This is a genomic window from Pelotomaculum sp. FP (assembly GCF_004369245.1).
In the GTDB taxonomy this organism is placed as follows: Bacteria; Bacillota; Desulfotomaculia; order Desulfotomaculales; family Pelotomaculaceae; genus Pelotomaculum_C; species Pelotomaculum_C schinkii.
Genome location: NZ_QFGB01000045.1, coordinates 1 through 18581, shown reverse-complemented (window position 1 = coordinate 18581; position 18581 = coordinate 1). Strand labels below are relative to the sequence as shown.

Below are 18581 nucleotides of genomic sequence, written 5' to 3'. Positions count from 1 at the left end.
CGTTAACACCCGTTATGCGATTACCACGGCAAATTTGATCATACACCCCCTATAGTCTATAGTAACATTTGCAGTCTGGTCAAGACGGTACCGGAAAAAATTTTTACAGTATTGCAGAGAAATGTACCTGCCGGTAGAGAAATAAGGTTACTATAACTATAGGTGTATGGTCTGAGCAAAAAATCTGATAGCTTACGGCAACCATATCATCTGTTGCGGATCCTGAGCTGCGCAGTAGCTGGAAAGGAAAATATTTAGTGATTAATGTTTTCAATTTTATTTCTATTTATCATGAAAGTCAATCGTAAAGCAATCTTTTGGCAGGTCAAAAAAAAGAAGAGGGTATCACGGAAATTTTGCTTCCGGGATACCCTCTTCTTTTTCAGTTGTCAGTCACCGGCATGCGGTGTTTTTCTTTGGCATCAATGTGCGTATGAATTCATTCCTTATTTTATGACTCAACGGGCTGGGTGGCCTCTTTTTTGCCCCCCTTTAGCAGCAAGCCGTTCAGGGACCTTGACAGAACCAACAGGACTATTCCCAGACCCAGCGCCACTCCTGCCGCTACCAGGTGGCCGAAGAAATAAAAGAGCAGCAGGTAGCCGGTACAGATCAAGATGGACAACAGCATCAGGGGGAAGGCCACTTTCATAAATTCAACAAAGGTAACGCGGACGCCCCTCTTTTCCGCCATGCCGACGACTACCACGTTGGCGGAGGCGCCGATAAGGGTCCCGTTGCCGCCCAGGCAGGCGCCCAGCGACAGCGCCCACCAGAGAAAGTTCAGGTCCGCAATCCCACCCAGGCGTCCCATGTCCTGGATGAGCGGGATCATGGTCGCGACGAAGGGGATATTGTCAACAAAGGCCGATGCTATCGCCGATAACCAGAGGATCAACATGCCGGTCGGCAGCATGTTGCCGCCGGTTGTTTCCAGTGCCCACTTGGCCACCATCTCAATGACACCGACTTCTTCCAGCGCGCCGATGATTACAAACAGGCCGATGAAAAAGAACAGCACGGGCCACTCCACCGCCTGCAGGGCGTGTTCGACGTCTTCTCCGGAAATCAATAAGAGGAGGCTCGCGCCGGCCAGGGCGATGACCGAGGATTCAAGGTGGACGTACTGGTGCAGGACAAAGCCCAAAATGGTCAGCGCCAGGACCACCAGGCATTTTTTGAGGAGGACAGCGTCCTTGATCTCATCCCGCTCGTTCATAAGCATAATATTTGCTTTCAGCTGTTCCGGCGCGTACAGTTTATCCCGGTAGAGGAACTGGAGCAAAAAGATCGTCGTAACATATACGACTATAATAACCGGGGTGAGGTTAAAAGCAAAGTCCATAAAGCCAAGTCCGGTGGCGCTGCCGATCATGATGTTCGGCGGGTCCCCGATCAGGGTGGCGGTGCCGCCGATGTTGGACGCTAAGATTTCGGTAAACAGAAACGGCCACGGGCTGATTTTGAGTTGGCTGGTGATGGCGAAGGTGACCGGTACAATTAAGAGGACGGTGGTCACATTATCCAGGAAAGCCGACAGGACTGCCGTGACCAGGGCGAGAGCCGCGAGGATCTTCAGCGGCGCTCCCCCGGACGCTTTGGCCGCCTTGATCGCCAGGTATTCAAAAACACCGGTTTTCCTGGTGACGCCGACAATGATCATCATGCCCACCAGGAGACCGATGGTGTTAAAATCAATGGCCTCCACCGCTGTTTCCAAGTGGAGAATCCCCAGCAAAATCACCATTACCGCCCCTAGCAGGGCTATCACTGTACGGTGGATTTTTTCGGAAACGATGATCGCGTACGTAATTAGAAAAATTGCTATGGCTATAACTGACTGGTACTGTTCGAGCATTGTGTTCACCTCATAATGTAAAATTATTATATCTTAAGCTGCTCGTGAAAGCTTTTGTACGATTGAAATCGCACCAGCATTTGTTGGGGAATAAAACAAGACAGTGAAATAAAAAATCTGACTTCATACCCCACCTTAAAAAGCCCAGGTTCCTTTAAAAGGTGGTGAAATCAGAAAGCTGACTTCCCACCCCAGAAGCCTTGAGTTCCTTGAAAACGAACCCTCCAGGTCCGTCCAACACGTTAACACCCGTTATGCGCTTAGCACGGTATACTCTATCCTATTGCACTGCTATGGTTCGGTCATTGTACTCACCTCTTGTAACAATTTAAATACCTAAAATCTACCCATATTTACGGGAAATAAAACAAGATGGTAAAAATAAAAAATCTGATTCATACCCCACCTTAAAAAGCCCAGGTTCCTTTTAAAGGTGGTGAAATCAGAAAACTGACTTCCCACCCCAGAAGCCTTAGGTTCCTTGAAAACGGACCTTTCAGGTCCGTCCAACACGTTGAAACCCGTTATGCACTTACCACGGTATACCTGATCATATGGCTCTGCTATACTTCAGTCATTGTGCGATTGAAACGGCGTCCATATGCCGGGGGTTATAACAGGGTGATAAAAATAAAAAATCCGATTTCATATCCCCCCCTAAAAAAGCCCTCAAGTCCCTTTAAAAGGTGGTGAAATCAGAAACTGACTTCCCACCCCAGAAGCCTTAAGTTCCTTGAAAACGGACCTTTCAGGTCCGTCCAACACGTTAACAACCGATATGCGCTTAGTACGGTAAACTTTATCATTATCTCCTATAGTCTATAGTAACATTTGTGGTCAGGTCAAGACATTACCGGAAAAAATTTTTAACATCTTGCAGGAAAATGTACCTGTCGGCAGCGAAATAAGATTACTATAGACTATAGGAGGTGAGCAACATTGATCACAAAAATTCTGGTCGCTTATGACAACGGAAGCAAGGCAAAAAAAGCCCTGGAAACCGCCATCGAGATTGCCAAGGGGAACAAGGCAGGGATTTACCTGCTGACTTCGGCAAAAATGACTGATTTTATTTCATCTGTCGCCAGTCCTGAGATGCTTAAGGATCTGGAAGAGAAAAGCCGCGATTATTTTGTGGAGGCGCTGAAGGAGCCGGTGGAAAGAGTTAAAAAAGAGGGTATCCCGGTCTCTTCTGTCATCCTGCAGGAGCGTCCCGGAGAGGCTATTGTCCGCTATGCTGAAGAGGAAGGCATGGACCTGATCGTCATGGGTTCGGCCAACCGGGGTACCGTGGAGAGGTTCCTGCTGGGTCTGGGCAGCGTATCCAACTATGTCCTCCAACACGCCCGGCAGCCGGTGCTGATCACCAAGGAATAGGGCGAATAAATTCACATCTTTATTGCTGTTTGCTGTATTTATAATTTATACTACATAAAATCATTATAAATAACTATAAAATTGCAAAATAGCAAACAACGGCTGGCATGAATGGAAACCCCTGGTATGGGCTGCAAAGGTTAATCGTAATAGCAATTACCGGTAGTCAATACCAATAAACTCAACAACTTCTTAATAAGAAGGCAGAAATCAGCTACCACAACAAATTCAAGAAATACTTGCTCTTTAAGTTGTTCTTCCATGCCCGGTTTAAAGTTTTTGCTCTTCTCTTTCACATCTTTTGTGATATAATAGCGACGTGTCAAATATCGATTTTTTATGATCCGCTCACCCCGAACACGTTTAACTGTTTGGCGTGGCGGGTCAAAAATCGTAAGGAGAGAGGGAACGAATGAGCATTTTCAGCAAACATCTCCCGGCGATCCATGTAGAGCATTATAAGTATACCGCGGAAAGCCCTACGGAAAAAATGCCGGTGCCCGATAAGGTGTACATTTCCATGGTACAGCATATCGGCGCTCCCTGCCAGCCCAAGGTGGAGGTGGGAGATCTCGTCAAGGTGGGCCAGGTTATCGGCGACACCGATGCCTTTGTCAGCGCCCCCATTCATTCCAGTGTTTCAGGTAAAGTGACGGCCATCGACAAAAGCCTGACCATGTCAGGCGTCTGGGATCTGATCGTAACGATCACGACGGACAAAAAACAGGAAGTTCTGGAAGGACTCGCTCCCCCGCAAATCGACGACAAGGACAGCTTTATCAAGGCGGTCCGCGCTTCCGGTCTGGTAGGTCTGGGCGGCGCCGCTTTCCCAACCCACATCAAGTTCAACCCCAAGAACCTCGATGAAGTGGACAGCTTCATCATCAACGGCGCCGAATGTGAGCCTTACCTCACCGCCGACTACCGGACCATGATGGAAAACTCGGAACTGCTGATCAACGGCCTGAAAAACACGCTGAAATACCTCAAGATCAAGCGCGGGATCATCGGCATCGAATCCAACAAGGCTCCGGCGATCAACAAGCTGCGGGCAATGGTCAAGGATAACCCGGAGATCGAGGTAATGGAGCTCAGATCCGTTTATCCCCAGGGCGGGGAACGTGTTTTAATCTACGAGACCACAGGAAGAGAGATCCCGATAGGCAAGCTTCCCGCGGACATAGGCGCGATTGTTTCGAATATCAGCTCCGTGGTCGCTTTGCAGAACTTTATTGAAACAGGAATGCCTCTGGTCTCAAAGAAGGTCACAGTGAGCGGCAACGCCATCCGTATTCCCAAGAACGTGGAGGCTCCGATCGGAACGCCCATCAGTCAATTGATAACATTCTGCGGCGGATACAAAAGAACTCCCAAAAAGATCATCATGGGCGGGCCGATGATGGGGGCAGCCGTCTACGACGACGGGATGACCGTGAACAAGAACACCAGCGGCATCCTGACTTTTGACGAGGAATTAGCCACATTGCCTAAAGAAACACCCTGTATCAGCTGCGGCCGCTGTATCAGGGCCTGTCCAATGCTGCTCATGCCTACCCTGCTGGCAAAAGCCTACGACGCTAAGGATGTTGAGCAGCTGCAGAAGCTGAACGTGAATCTTTGTATGGAATGCGGCTGCTGCTCTTATGTCTGCCCCGCGAAAAAACAGCTGGCTTTCACCAATAAACTGGGCAAACGACTAGTTATGGAAGGAGGTAAAAAATAATGGGCCGTTATAATCAAGGAACTCTTATTGTATCTTCCTCCCCGCATATCGTGGACAATGTAACCACGACAAGAATTATGTTGGACGTATTGATCGCTCTCATTCCTGCCTTTATCATGTCCGGCGTCATCTTCGGCTCCAGAGCCATCCTTCTAACGGTCACCTGTGTCGCAGCCTGCGTCCTGTTCGAGGCCGGCTTCCAATATATCACCAAAAAGGACAGTACTATCACAGATTTAAGCGCCGTGGTGACCGGTGTGCTGCTTGGCTTCAATCTTCCGTCGTCTTTACCTTTTTGGATGGCGGTGGTCGGTTCCTTTGTGGCTATCGTGGTCGTCAAGCAAATCTTTGGAGGGATCGGCCAAAACTTTGCCAACCCGGCCATTACCGCCCGCGTCGTCCTGCTGGTATCGTTTGCAACTCCCATGACGACATGGCCCTTGCCCAGTAACCTCCTGGGAACTACCGACGCAGTGACCGGAGCGACACCCCTTGGTATTTTGAATATGGGGACAGATCTTAGCTCCCTGCCCTCCAATATGGACCTCTTCCTCGGATTTGTCGGCGGCTCTTTAGGTGAAACCAGCGCAATCGCGCTTTTAATTGGCGGCATCTATCTCTTATGGCGAAAAGTCATCGAGCCGTGGATCCCGCTGGCTTTTATCGGCACGGTATTCATCTTTGCCTTGTTGGCGGGTCAGGACCCGATCTTCCACATCTGCGCCGGCGGCGTGATGTTGGGCGCATTCTTTATGGCAACGGATTATACGACTTCTCCGCACCTCACAACGGGCAAAATCGTCTTTGGCATCGGCTGCGGTCTTATGACTATGGTTATCCGGCTCTACGGCTCCTATCCGGAGGGCGTATCCTTTGCGATCCTGCTGATGAACATACTGACACCTCAAATCGACATGCTGTTTAGAAGAAAGACTTACGGAGGTGTGAAGATATGAAAACCGAAGATATGAAAGCTGAAGCCGTGCAGGTTGTGACTATAAAGACATCGAGTTTCGAAGAACTGATCAAGCCCTCCCTGGTCCTGCTGCTCATCTGCCTGGTCGTAACCGCCGCCCTGGCGTTTACCTATCAGGTTACGGCGCCGGTCATAGCGGACATCAATACTCGCAACGCCAACATCGCCAGAGGCGAGGTACTGCCGCAAGGGCAAGGTTCCTTCTCTCAAGTAAATGCCCAGCTCCCGGAAAACGTGGCTGAGGTCTATAAGGCCGACAACGGAGCCGGTATGGTGTTAACCACTCTGGACAAAGGCTTCGGCGGGCAGATCACAGTCATGGTCGGGATCGACAGCGAGGGCGCCATCACGGGCGTCAAAGTGACCAAACACAGTGAAACCCCCGGTCTCGGCACCAAGGCCATGACCGCTGAATATCTCTCGCAATACCAGGGACAGAAAGCTATTACCCGGTCTGCCGAACCCGGCGAGACAGAGATAGACGCTATTACCGGCGCGACGATCTCGTCTAATGCAATCTTCCGCGCGACAGAGACAGCCCTGGCCCAATACAAATCGTTAGGGGGTGCTAAATAATGAACAAGCTGAGCTTAATAACAAACGGCATCATTAAAGAAAACCCGGTGTTGATCCTGCTTTTGGGTACCTGCCCGACCCTGGCGGTTACCACTTCGGCCATCAACGGTCTGGGAATGGGCTTTTCTACCATGGCGGTCCTGGTTTCTTCCAACATCGTGATCGCTCTTTTGAAAAACATTATTCCGGACAAGGTCCGGATCCCCAGCTTTATCGTAGTCATCGCGGGTTTCGTCACCATAGTCGGCTTGCTGCTGCAGGCCTACGCCCCGGAGATCAATGAGGCCCTGGGCTTGTTCATACCTCTAATTGTAGTGAACTGTATCATCCTGGGACGGGCTGAAATGTTTGCAAGTAAGAATAAGGTCATTGACTCAGCTTTCGATGGTATTGGCATGGGGCTTGGATTCACTTTTGCTTTGTTTTTGATGGGTTCCATTCGTGAGTTCCTCGGTTCAGGCGCATGGATGGGCCTCAAGCTGACTGCCAATCTGTACGACCCTATTTCGGTCTTCATGCTGGCTCCCGGCGCTTTCTTTACCTATGGTTGCCTGGTGGCATTGATAAATTATGTTTCCAAAGGCAAAGCCATCGAGAAAACAGACTTCGGCTGCGAGGGATGTCCTTCCGCCGCCGGCTGTCAGCAAATCGGAATGTCGGCAGATTGTAATAGGGGGTTGTAAGTAATGCAAGAAATGATGATCATTATATTAAGCGCCATACTGGTCAACAATTTCGTACTGGTCAAGTTCCTCGGCATTTGCCCCTTCCTGGGCGTTTCCAAGAAACTGGATTCCGCCGTCGGCATGAGTCTCGCGGTCATTTTCGTCATGGTCCTGGCCACGGCAGTGACCTATCCGATTCAGATGGGCCTGCTTGCGCCGCTTAAGATCGGATACCTGCAGACCATCGTATTCATCCTGGTCATCGCCGCTTTGGTCCAACTGGTGGAAATTTCCCTGAAAAAATATGTGCCTTCGCTGCACCAATCCCTGGGCGTATATCTTCCTTTGATCACGACCAACTGCGCCGTCCTCGGCGTTACGATCCTCAACATCGACGAAAAATATACATTTTTTCAGTCACTGTTAAATTCCTTCGGCGCCGGTGTTGGCTTCCTGCTTGCCATGGTCCTTTTCTCCGGGATCCGGCAGCGCATAGAGAACAACGACTTTCCGGCAGCCTTCAAGGGTATCCCGGCAGTCCTCATCGCCGCTTCAATCGTTTCACTGTCTTTCATGGGCTTTTCCGGCGTGATTGACGGATTGTTCGGGCACTAAGAAAGGAGAATTAGACTATGCAATTCATCATACCGGTCGGCATTGTTACGGCTATGGGGCTCCTGGCAGGAGGCATTCTGACCATCGCCGACAAGTTTATGGCGGTCCAGATGGACGAGACCGCCGCAAAGGTCCTGGCCGCGCTCCCCGGAGCCAACTGCGGAGCCTGCGGCTTCGCCGGCTGCGCAGACTATGCCAATGCGCTGGCCAAGGACGAGGAACACGCCATCAAAGCCAATCTCTGTACCCCCGGAGGCGACGCTGTGGCGATGGAGGTCAGCAGCATTCTCGGCGTGGAGTTCGAGGGCGCTTCCAGCAAGATCGCCATCATGAAATGCTCCGGTTCCCGGGACAGGACCAACTATGCTATGGATTATCAAGGCCACCAGACCTGTAAAGCGAACAAACTGTTCTTCCGGGGCAGGGGCGCATGTGAAACGGCCTGCCTGGGTTTCGGAGACTGTGTCAATGTGTGCGCATATGACGCGATCAGGATTGAAAACGGTCTCGCCGTGATCAACAAGTATAAATGCGTCGGTTGCGGGCTTTGTGCCAAGGCCTGCCCAAACGCCCTGATCGAGATTGTGCCGGACAAGACCCGTGTCGTGGTCGGGTGCAGTTCCGTCGATCCGGGAAAAGTTACCCGGGAAATCTGCGCCATCGGCTGCATCGCCTGCAAGCTCTGCGAAAAAACTTGCAAATTCGATGCAATCCATGTAATCAATAACCACGCGGTCATTGATTACACCAAGTGCAAAAATTGCACGGCGTGCGCCAAGAAGTGTCCCGCCAACGTCATCCATGTCTTTCCAAGGCCGGTCAGCGCTCCTCAGCAAAAGCCCAAACCGGCAGTTGCAGAAACGACGCAGGTAGAGGCGCCTGCCCAATAAACTTAGAAAAGACAGGACTCCTAAACGCGTGATGGGGAACAGACGCAGTTTCCGGCGCGGTTAAGAGGACTGGTAAGGCGTGTACGCCGGGCAGGCTTGCCTTTCGCAAGCTGCCCGGCGTTTTTATAAGCTGATGAACAGGTATTGTTTTATAAGCGAAACTGCTGAGAATGAAAGTAAAACCTTATGGCAAACCCAAAACCGGGTTATAATGATTTAGACGTGTTTATAAAATACTTAAGGTGGTGATTAAACATATTTAAGTATATGGTTCTGCTTATTAGTTTTTGTATTACTCTGTTTAGTATGGGATGTGTTCAAAAGCCTGCCGCCATGCAGGGATTTTCAGGTGAAAAATTCATTATGGATACCTTGATCCAAATAACCGTATATAGTGAGGATAAAGAGAAAGGACAGCAGGCTTTGGAGGAAGCTTTCGGCGCTTTTGAAAGGATTCATAGTTTAACTGATAGATTTCAAAAGCTGGAACAAACCATAACCTCAAACGATGTAGTTAAGCTCAACGAAAATGCCGGCACAAAACCCGTTGCGGTCAGCGCCGATACAATAAACATGATCGAGCGTTCACATTATTTTGCCAGTGCAACCGGCGGAGCTTTTGATGTTACCATAGGGCCGGTAATGGACCTGTGGGGTTTTGGAAAAAGTGAGCAGCGTGTTCCGGCTGATGAGGAAATAAAAAGGGCGCTAAGCCTGGTTGACTATAACAAAGTCCAGGTTGACCCTGATAATATGACGGTCTTTCTTGCGCAACCGGGGATGAGTTTGGATTTGGGCGGTGTGGCCAAAGGCTATGCCACAGATGAGGCGGTCAAGGCCCTTAGAGATATGGGGATACAACATGCCATTATTAATGCCGGCGGCAATGTTTACGCCCTTGGCGATAAGCCGGACGGCTCGCCCTGGCGGGTCGGCGTGCAGGACCCGCGCGGCGACAAGGGCATCATCGGGATCTTGTACGTAAAAGATAGAGCGGTAGTGACATCAGGTGATTACCAGCGCTACTTTGAGCAGGACGGAGTCCGCTACCACCACATTGTAGATCCATCTACCGGAAAGCAAGCCAGGGGCGTAATGCAAGCCACAGTGGTTGCAGATTCAGCCACGGATGCGGATATTTTATCTACAACGCTGTTTGTGCTCGGGGCGCAAAAAGGCATGGGCTTTGTGCAGGAGCTGCCCGACACCGGGGCCATCTTTATCGATACGGACAAGCAAGTGTCCTACACTGAAAATCTGAATGACCAGCTGGAATTCACCGGGGACGGCGACTACCAGATTAATCAGAATTGATAAATGTGACAACGAGAAAAGTCCCCATTGTTCAACATGTGACAATGGGGACTTTTCTTGTTGTTACTCTCTTTCTGTGGTAGCAATGAGAAAAAAGCAGAGAATCGTCTCATGTGCAGACTGATAAAGACCCGACTTGCGGGTGTGGGGTTATCCGAAAGCGATGAGGAGCACCTGGGTGCGTTCCTTAGCGCGTGCGTTGCATGCAGCAAAGCCTAAATAGCGCGTAGGTAATGGGTGGCTACCTGTGAATGCGGTCGTCATGATGTTCTTAGTACACAAATGGAGAATTGCGAAGAGAGCGGAGGATAACCCCACGCCCACTACCCAAGAGGCTTTTTAATTATCGATTGAGCGTTTTCGTTTTTATTAACTGCGGCAAACAATATATTCTCGCCGGCCTCCAGTACTTCACTTGCACCTGAGTAGATATGATCATTGAGCCAGATTTCTGCTTCACTGTCTTTACCTGCAAGCTTCAGTTTCCACTGTCCCGGCGATGTATTGAGTTCTTCAAAAATCATATTGCCCCGCAAAATACTGCACCCGGTAGTTCCCTCTATTCCCTGCGCAAAGAAATGCCCGCCGGCCACTGCCGCTCTGGACGCTTCGCCGCGGCTGATACCCAAGGCCTGTAACGCCCTGGCGCCCGTCCTGAGCCCCAGAGCGAGCCCGACGTTGATGGTATCCCAGTGCAAACGCCGGGAGGTGGCGCTCAGTTCATTCCTCATACAACAATTTAAGGGTGTTTCTGCTAATGGAAACGCGTCATAATGGGGAATATAGATTTTAATGTCCAGGACGGGAGTGCCGTCCAGGGCATCCAACCCCTTGACATAAAGACGGTTCTCTTCACATTTGATGAGCTCAACAACGCACGACCCCATCGCTGAAGGACGGGACGGAGACCGGGTGGAGTATACCCCCCGGCAGACCGGTTCGCCGGCGACAGGTAATGTTATTGGCGGCTGCTCCTTTTTCCATTCAACCAGTTCCAGCCAGTCTTGCCTGCGATGCTGGTGATAGATCACATGGATATGGGAAAAGTATTCGATCCCGATGAGAGCGTCCGTGAGATCTTCCCTCATGTAAATTACGCTTTCTCTGTGATAATCATAAGCGCGGCTAACTTTTTTAAAGTCGGAAACAACAACGCCAACCGGCTGAATGGAAACCGCTTCCTTCGGAACTAAGACCACGCTTATCAGCTCCCGTAAATCATAAATATTGGCCCTGACGCCGCCAACATTGCACCGGAGACGGATGAAAATCTATTTCAACCGGCCTGTTTCAAAAACAGCCTAACCCACATTGCGTTATCCTGTAGCCCAGTTCATCGCATACACTGCCGACCAGAAACAAATTAACCCCCAACTCCCCGGCCATTCTGTGGGCTGATGTACAGCTTATTTGCAGCTCCGGATGCCGTGCATTCAATATATCTTTGATTCTATTCCTTTTTTTTATATAATCAGCAAACAAAACCTCCAGGCTGACTTTTAGGTCATGCGATAAGCCTTCCTGGACCTTTTCTGAAAAAATGGGGATATCCGGACAAATCGTTTTCATTCCAGTCGCAAAATCCCTGCCTGCTTCATTTTCCGAATCAAGCAAAACAATGGTATCCGCTTTTCGTATCCATTCCAGATCCTGCTCTAAAACCTTTACCGGCAGCTGAATCACAACGATTTGCACGGCCCATGGAAAGTCGGTTATTCCATCGCGTCCTTCCAGTAAAACTTTTTCAGACTTCTTTTCCTCGTCGAAAAAAAACATATAACGCACCATTCTTTGCAGTTTGGCCTTTGGGCCCCGGAGTTCCAGCAAGGATTGTGATGCGTTCCAGGACTTCTGAATATTCTTCAACAGATCTCCATACCCCTCAGGTTGACATAGTTGCAGCCGTCCTTCCTCTAAATCGCCACAGGGACTGAGCTTAACCACCATAAAATCATCGAATGACTTCATAAATACAGGCCCAAATTTTTGCTCGTCTGTTAATCCCAGATAACTTGTCGCTACTGCCAGCATATTCATCAACTCACCTTTTTATTTGTATCAAACCATTATCCCTGTCAGAAATGTGGATTTCAACCGCACCCAGCGCGTCAGCGCCTGATTACGGGGTATGCGCAACATTCGTTTTTAAGGAAAAAATGGTCCACCTGTACAATACTTTATCATGTATATTTCCTTTTGCCTTCCCCTATGCCATTTATTACAAACGCTCATATACGCTTAAGCCCGCTAATTAGCGGGCTTAAGCGCAATAGGCAGCATTATACAACATCGCGCTCAATCCCTGTACTATTGAGTAAAAACACCACAGGCCGGCAACCATGGTCTGCCTCAGGCCACCCGGCTCGGAAAAAATTAAGGTGGTGTATATTTTTCTATACTAGATATATGTTTCCTGCTTATCCAATTTTGTTCAATACCCTTTGACTGACAAAGCGCCAGGATTTGATGCACTCCCGGCGCCGGTACCAATTCTCTATTGTGTTGCGCGAGTGTCAAAAGATGCAAGATCCGCTGCAGGACAGAACCGTCATTAGGGTATGATGTATTGGAAGGTAGCAACATCAATATAAAAATTAAACATAAGGAGAAAATAGCCTTTGTTTTCACTTCCTGCCGCAACAAGTGTATCGTTGATGTTTAATGGCGGTGCAAAGCTATCATTGATTTCTTTGCTTCAGCAAAGGGGAAGCGCTACTTTCCCCTTTGCCCGTAACTGATTTTAGCTTCCGCCAAAAGCTTGTCTTATTGTAAAATCGTCGGGTTACAATCAGGTTCATTGGTTAAATCATCAACGATATAGACCTTGACCAGATCACCGGGCTGCACGTTAAAGCCGGCGTGGGCGGTATCCACCACGTCAAAATCAGCTTTGGTCACGTTTAAGCTAAGTTGGACACCGTTTCTTAGATGCGTAAAGACCACCGCTTCCAGCCCGTCATGCGCACTTACCGGGGCAATATGCACGTTGAAATATTTCATTCCGGAAACGTCGTCATTTACAGTCATGGTTTTGATCCCCTCAGGTGTGGCGCCGGTTTGGTAAGCCGCGTCGGCCATCGGTGTGATGATGTAAACAGCATGGCCGTCAACCGGCTGCTTCATGAGCGTATAGCTGTCAATCACCTGTCCGGAGGCATCCTTGGCGATTAAGGTAAGGGTATCCCCGTCGATGTTGATTACCTGATAATTACTGACACTGGCCAGTTCTTTGGCAACATAGTCGTAACCGGATCCGGCGCCATATAACTTGCTCCCCGAAACGCCCATTACGTAAACGATGCCATCCGCCGGATTGTCCTTGATCATACCCTGGTACATCGGATAGGTCCGCATGTACACGTGCTGGTGGCCGACAAAGGCCATGTCCACACCGTTTTCCTCAAAGATGGGGACCCAGTTCTCCTTGATTGCATCATAAATTGTTGTTTTCCCGTCGTTATAATTGTAGTAAGCCGGGTGATGAAAAACCACGAACTTCCACCGGCTGTGGCTGTTTTGCAGGTCCTGCCGCAACCACTCGGCAGCCGCCGCGACACCGTTGCTGGAGCTGTCCAAAACGGCGAAGTGGGCGTTTCCGTAATCGAAGGAGTAAAACCTTTCTTTAAGGCTGCCGGGGCCGTTTTCCGGCAGGGTGAAGAAATCCAAATAGAAGGGACCGTCGTGGTTCCCCATGGCAGGCATAAAGGGGATCCGGGAAAAAATCCCTGTGGCCGCGCCAAGGAACTGCCTGTACTCCGTCTCACTATCTTCGTCCGTCAAATCCCCACCCTGAAGGGAAAACTTCAGGTCGGGATAGTTGAAATAAGCTGATTGCAGCAGTGCGTCCCATTGGCTGTCCCATCCAGTGCTATAACCGGCATGAACGTCACCCAGGTAAAGGAAGGAAAATCTGTCGGTATCTTGGGCCGTGGTAAATCTATGCACCTGGCCCCAGTCTTCCCCAACTCCTACCCGGTAGGCGTACTGCGTCCCCGGCGACAGCCCGGTCAGATTGACTGAAAACAGGTTGTATTCCCCAGAGGCGCCGAAGGCCCGGCCGGTAGCTTCCGCTTCCTGTACCGCGGCAAAGCTGCCGGTATAGTCGGCCGACTTCAGGTACTGGACCTTGGCGGTGGCGCAGGTACTGGGCATCAGCCAGGTGATGGTCTGAGAGGTTTTGGGATCGCCGGACCAGGTCAGGAGAGGCGCCTTTTCCACCAACCCCTCGGTTATGATCTGGGTCACGCCGGCGTTCGTGTAGCCGTCAGCCTTGATTATTATGGTATAATCCTTGGCTATGGTGAACACATCTCCGCTGATGGTGATTTTGCCGGCGGTGTCTTTCAAGTATTGCCCGGCGTCCAGCGCCACACCTTCAACTCTGACCTCGCTGATGGCCGCCCGCCAGTCCGGATCGTCCATAAAGGTCAGCTCAATCGCCTGGCCGGTGGTGTTATCGGTGGTGTCGGCCGCCAGGACCGGAGGCCACTTTACGGATGTCACTATAGTCTGTGTCACGCCGGCGTCGGTGTAGCCGCCGGCCTTGATCACTATGGCATAATCCTTGGCTGTGGTGAACACATCTCCATTGATGGTGATTTTGCCGGCGGTGTCTTTCGAGTATTGCCCGGCGTCCAGCGCCGCGCCGTCAACACTGATCACGCTGATGGCCGCCCGCCAGTCCGCATCATCGGTAAAAGTAATATCTACCGGATGACCGATTACATTCTCCGCAGTATCCGCTGCCAGGTCCGGGGGCAGGGCAATGGGGACCTGATAGCTGAAGGTGACAACATCACTATCCAACTTGCCGGGACCAATTGTGATCGCCTTGATGGTGGTATTCTTTCTAATTTCTATCGGGTGATTAATGATGTCCAAAACATCCGGCCGCGACCCCCACCACCGGTTGGCAATCCAGTTATACATCGGGCTGTTCACAGTCGGGGTGCTGCCGTCCGTGGTGTAATAAATCTTATCATCGTCCATATTGTCATTACTCAGAGCTACCATGGTCCCTACGGGCACATCTCCACTATCCGGATTCGCCCGTGGATTATCCCATTTTTGCGGAGCGGTGGTGAGCACCTCTATTTTAGCTACATACTTAGCAAAATTATTATTTGTTTGCTCGGTAACCGCCCTCTGTCCGTACATCAGCAGTAATGCGCTCTGGCCGTTCATATCGGCAGGATCGTTACTTTCGGCGCTTGTTAAGGCAAGGATCGGCTCTACCTCTTCCGCATCCTCCGGAGAGCCGGGAATATGACCAGCGTATTCGTCATTATCCCTTAAATGCGGGAAATAATAACGCGGGTCATTTAATAACTCCTGGACCGTCATCGTCACTACGAAGCCATCGCTGGACGTGAATTTAAGCAGTGCGGCATTTCCTTTTATCCCTGCCTGAGCGAGCAGGTCTTTTAATTTGACGCCTTCTCCTACGTACCATTTTTTAGTAGGCCAGGTATTGATACCACTGTACACATGCTGGTATTGTTCCATTCCCCGGAGATGGGACATGGTAAACGTCTTGGTAGCCGCCACCCCGTCCCCGGTGATTGTAAGCCTGATCGTTTCAATTGGCTGCGTCACATAAGCCTCCGCGTACCCGGCGGCCTTGATCGCGATGGCATAATCCTTGACTGTGTTGAACACGTCTCCACTAATGGTGATTTGACTGGTGTCTATTGAATATTTCCCCGTGTCTAACGCTACACCGTCGATACTGACCTCGCTTATTGCCCCTCTCCAGGCCGGATCATCCGCAAAGGTAATTTCCACGGCCTGCCCGGCTGTGTTATCGGTGCTGTCGGCCGTCAAGGACGGGGGAAGGGTTCCATCGCTCACGTTAAGTTCAAGGGTATTGCTGGTGACCCCGCTGTGTGCGGCTGCGACACCAACCGTACCGCTGCCGGTGATGGTCAAGGTATGGCTCGAGACCGTGGCGGGGCCGTAAGTTACCGACCAGGTGACCGTCTGGCCGCTTAGAGGGAAGACTGCCCCGGTCTGGTCCGTGCCCGTCAGGGCGAGCCCGCTCAAGTCGTAGGTCAAGGGGGCGCCGCTGTATATCAGGGCTGGGCTGCCGCTTAAGGTAAGGGCGGTTAGTACCGGCGCCGTACCGGATGCCAGCTTAACATAGCGGACGCGATAATTATAGGTGTCGCCGATGTAAAGGTCGCCGGCTCCGTCCACCGCCACGCTATAGGGATTATTTAGCTGAGCGCCGGCGGCCGGGCTGCCGTCACCGGAGAAACCGGCGGTTCCGGTACCGGCTATGGTGCTAATAATGCCGTTGGGGTCCACCCGGCGAACGACACTGTTGGCGCTGTCAGCGATGTAGAGGTTGCCGGCGCTGTCCACCGCCAAACCACGGACGTTTAATTGAGCATCGATGGCCGGCCCGCCGTCACCGGAGCAACCGCTGGTTCCATTGCCGACTACGGTGTAGATATTCCCGGCAGTCATGGGAATCCCGTACTGAGTGCCGGTTACCGCCGCCACCATGCGCACGCGATAATTGTTGGTATCAGCAATGTAAAGGTTGCCGGCGCTGTCCACCACCATACTGTTAATGCTTTTTAGCTGAGCGCTGACGGCCGAATCACCGTCACCGGAGTAACCGCTGGTTCCAGTGCCCGCCAAGGTGATGATGATACCGCCGGAGTTCACCATGCGGACGCGATAGCCGCCGCCAATGTACAGGTTGCCGGCGTTGTCCGCCGCCAAACCACTAATATTGTTTAGCTTAGCGTCGGTGGCCGGCCCGTCGTCGCCGGTATAACCGTTGCTTCCTGTACCGGCCATAGTGGTGATGATGCCGCTAGAGTCCACCTTGCGGACACGATAGCCGCCGCCGATATACAGGTTACCGGCGCTGTCCACCGCCAAACCACCAATGCTATTTAACTGAGCTCCGGTGGCCGGACCGCCGTCGCCGGTATAACCGTTTGAGCCGGTACCGGCTACGGTGTAGATATTCCCGGCAGCCATGGGAATCCCGTACTGAGTGCCGGTCACCGCCGCTACCATGCGCACGCGGTAATTGCCGATTATAAAGATGTTGCCGGCGCTGTCCACCACATTTGAGGCACTTGTCAACGAAGCAATGGTGGCCGGCCCGACGTCACCGGAGTAATCATTGGTCCCATTGCCCGCCACGGTGGTGATATGGCCGGCATTTAAGCCCATATTGACCACATTGAGGTCGAGGATGTTGCTGGTAACCCCGTATAGTGTAGCGGTGACGCCGACCGTGCCGCTGCTGAAAATGGTCAGGGTGTTGCCCGAGACTGTGGCGGGGCCGGAGTAGACCGCCCAGGTGACCGTCAGACCGGTGAGGTCATAGGTTGCCCCGGACCGGTCCGTGCCGGCCAGGGTAAGGACGTCCAGGTCGAAGTTCAAGGGGGCGCCGCTGAAGCTCAGGGCCGGGCTGCCGCTCAGGCTGAGGGTGTTCAGCGCCCCGGAGCCGTCCACGGTAAGATCAAGGATGTTGCTGGTAACACCGTAGACTGTAGCAGTGACACCGACCGTGTCGCTGCCGGTAATGGTCAGAGTGCTGCCCGAGACTGTGGCGGGGCCGTAAGTTACCGTCCAGGCTACCGGCAGGCCGGTGAGGTCATAGGCCGCCCCGGTCCGGTCCGTACCGGCCAGGGTGAGGCCGCCCAGGTCGTAGGTGAAGGGTGCGCCGGTAAAACTCAAGGCCGGGCTGCCACTTAAGGTAAGAGTAGCCAGTTCCGTAGCCGTACCGGAGGCCAGGTTTACGAAGCGGACGCGATAATTTGAGCTGTCGGCGATATACAAGTTGCCGGAGGTGTCCACCGCCACATTATTAATGTTTCTTAGCTCCGCGCTGGTGGCCGGCCCGCCGTCGCCGGAATAACCGCTGGTTCCGGTACCGGCCACGGTGGTGATAATACCGCTGGTGTCCACCTTGCGGACGCGATAATTTGAGCTGTCAGCGATATAGAGGTTGCCGGCGCTATCCACCTCCACACCTTCAGCACATATCTGAGCATCGGTGGCCGCGCCAACGTCACCCGAGAAACCGGCTGTTCCGGTGCCGGCTACAGTGGTGATGACGCCGCTGAGGTCTACCTTGCGAACGCGATAATTTGAGCTGTCGGCGATGTAAAGGTTGCCGGCGCTGTCCACCGCCACGCCGGAAGGCCTGTTTAGCTGGGCGCCGGCGGCCGGCCCGCCGTCGCCGGAAAAACCGGCGGAGCCATTGCCGGCCACGGTGTAGATGTTTCCAGCCGTCATGGAAATTCCGTACAGAGTGCCGGTATGCGCTGCCACCATGCGTACTTGATTTCTGCTGCTGCTTCTATCGGCGATGTATAGGTTGCCGGAGCCGTCCACCGTCACATCAGATGGGTCTAATAGCAAAGCGCTGGTGGCCGGAATGTCGTCACCGGACTGACCGTAGACCCCGTTGCCGGCCACTTTGGTGATGATGCCGTTGGGGTCCACCCGGCGGATGATCTTACCGCCGCTTTCAGCAATGTATAGGTTGCCGGCGCTGTCCACCGCTACACCACAGGGATTATTCAGCTGGGCGCTGGTTGCCGGCCCGCCGTTACCGGGC

12 protein-coding genes and 3 other annotated features are annotated in these 18581 nt (G+C 51.9%); of the genes, 8 read left to right on the top strand and 4 right to left on the bottom strand.

Annotation, left to right across the window (positions count from 1 at the left end; translation table 11 throughout):
• Positions 1 to 451: 451 nt before the first annotated feature.
• Positions 452 to 1858, bottom strand: a complete 1407-nt coding sequence (locus Psfp_RS15385) for an ArsB/NhaD family transporter (protein ID WP_134219430.1) — start codon at positions 1856 to 1858, stop codon at positions 452 to 454.
• 180 nt (positions 1859 to 2038) lie between these two features.
• Positions 2039 to 2098, bottom strand: a sequence feature (sodium ion sensor (DUF1646 type); this cis-regulatory element may regulate processes involved in with the transportation of sodium ions).
• A 212-nt stretch (positions 2099 to 2310) separates the two neighbouring features.
• Positions 2311 to 2370 (bottom strand) — a sequence feature (sodium ion sensor (DUF1646 type); this cis-regulatory element may regulate processes involved in with the transportation of sodium ions).
• 192 nt (positions 2371 to 2562) lie between these two features.
• Positions 2563 to 2622: a sequence feature (sodium ion sensor (DUF1646 type); this cis-regulatory element may regulate processes involved in with the transportation of sodium ions), on the bottom strand.
• 175 nt (positions 2623 to 2797) lie between these two features.
• On the opposite strand from Psfp_RS15385, the gene Psfp_RS15380 reads away from it, so the two are divergent.
• The 8 genes from Psfp_RS15380 (at position 2798) to Psfp_RS15345 (ending at position 9994) form a co-directional block, all read left to right on the top strand.
• On the top strand, positions 2798 to 3235 hold the full coding sequence (locus Psfp_RS15380; RefSeq protein WP_134219429.1) for a universal stress protein: 438 nt from the start codon (positions 2798 to 2800) through the stop codon (positions 3233 to 3235).
• 412 nt (positions 3236 to 3647) lie between these two features.
• A complete protein-coding gene (gene rsxC / locus Psfp_RS15375; protein ID WP_134219428.1) occupies positions 3648 to 4958 on the top strand; it encodes an electron transport complex subunit RsxC in 1311 nt (436 codons plus the stop codon).
• Positions 4958 to 5914, top strand: a complete 957-nt coding sequence (locus Psfp_RS15370; RefSeq protein ID WP_134219427.1) for an RnfABCDGE type electron transport complex subunit D — start codon at positions 4958 to 4960, stop codon at positions 5912 to 5914. The genes rsxC and Psfp_RS15370 overlap by 1 nt, the downstream gene beginning before the upstream one ends.
• Positions 5911 to 6510: an RnfABCDGE type electron transport complex subunit G gene (locus tag Psfp_RS15365; protein WP_134219426.1), complete on the top strand. Its 600-nt coding sequence runs from the start codon at positions 5911 to 5913 to the stop codon at positions 6508 to 6510. The genes Psfp_RS15370 and Psfp_RS15365 overlap by 4 nt, the downstream gene beginning before the upstream one ends.
• Entirely contained in the window at positions 6510 to 7193 is a 684-nt protein-coding gene (locus Psfp_RS15360; protein WP_134219425.1) for an electron transport complex subunit E, read from the top strand. Before Psfp_RS15365 ends, Psfp_RS15360 begins: the two co-directional genes overlap by 1 nt.
• A 3-nt stretch (positions 7194 to 7196) precedes the next feature.
• Entirely contained in the window at positions 7197 to 7790 is a 594-nt protein-coding gene (rsxA, locus tag Psfp_RS15355; protein ID WP_134219424.1) for an electron transport complex subunit RsxA, read from the top strand.
• Positions 7791 to 7807: 17 nt separating this feature from the next.
• Positions 7808 to 8680, top strand: a complete 873-nt coding sequence (locus tag Psfp_RS15350; protein ID WP_134219423.1) for an RnfABCDGE type electron transport complex subunit B — start codon at positions 7808 to 7810, stop codon at positions 8678 to 8680.
• Positions 8681 to 8986: 306 nt separating this feature from the next.
• Positions 8987 to 9994 carry an FAD:protein FMN transferase gene (locus Psfp_RS15345; protein ID WP_243120708.1) on the top strand — a complete coding sequence of 336 codons (1008 nt, stop codon included), beginning with the start codon at positions 8987 to 8989 and terminating at the stop codon, positions 9992 to 9994.
• A gap of 323 nt (positions 9995 to 10317) precedes the next feature.
• On the opposite strand, the gene tsaA is transcribed toward Psfp_RS15345, so the two are convergent.
• The 3 genes from tsaA to Psfp_RS15330 all read right to left on the bottom strand — a co-directional run.
• Entirely contained in the window at positions 10318 to 11193 is an 876-nt protein-coding gene (gene tsaA, locus Psfp_RS15340) for a tRNA (N6-threonylcarbamoyladenosine(37)-N6)-methyltransferase TrmO (protein WP_134219421.1), read from the bottom strand.
• A 91-nt stretch (positions 11194 to 11284) separates the two neighbouring features.
• Positions 11285 to 12031 carry a hypothetical protein gene (locus Psfp_RS15335; RefSeq protein ID WP_134219420.1) on the bottom strand — a complete coding sequence of 249 codons (747 nt, stop codon included), beginning with the start codon at positions 12029 to 12031 and terminating at the stop codon, positions 11285 to 11287.
• 726 nt (positions 12032 to 12757) lie between these two features.
• Positions 12758 to 18581, bottom strand: a 5824-nt coding sequence (locus Psfp_RS15330; RefSeq protein WP_134219419.1) for a hemoblobin-interacting domain-containing protein, incomplete at its 5' end; no start/stop codon positions are given.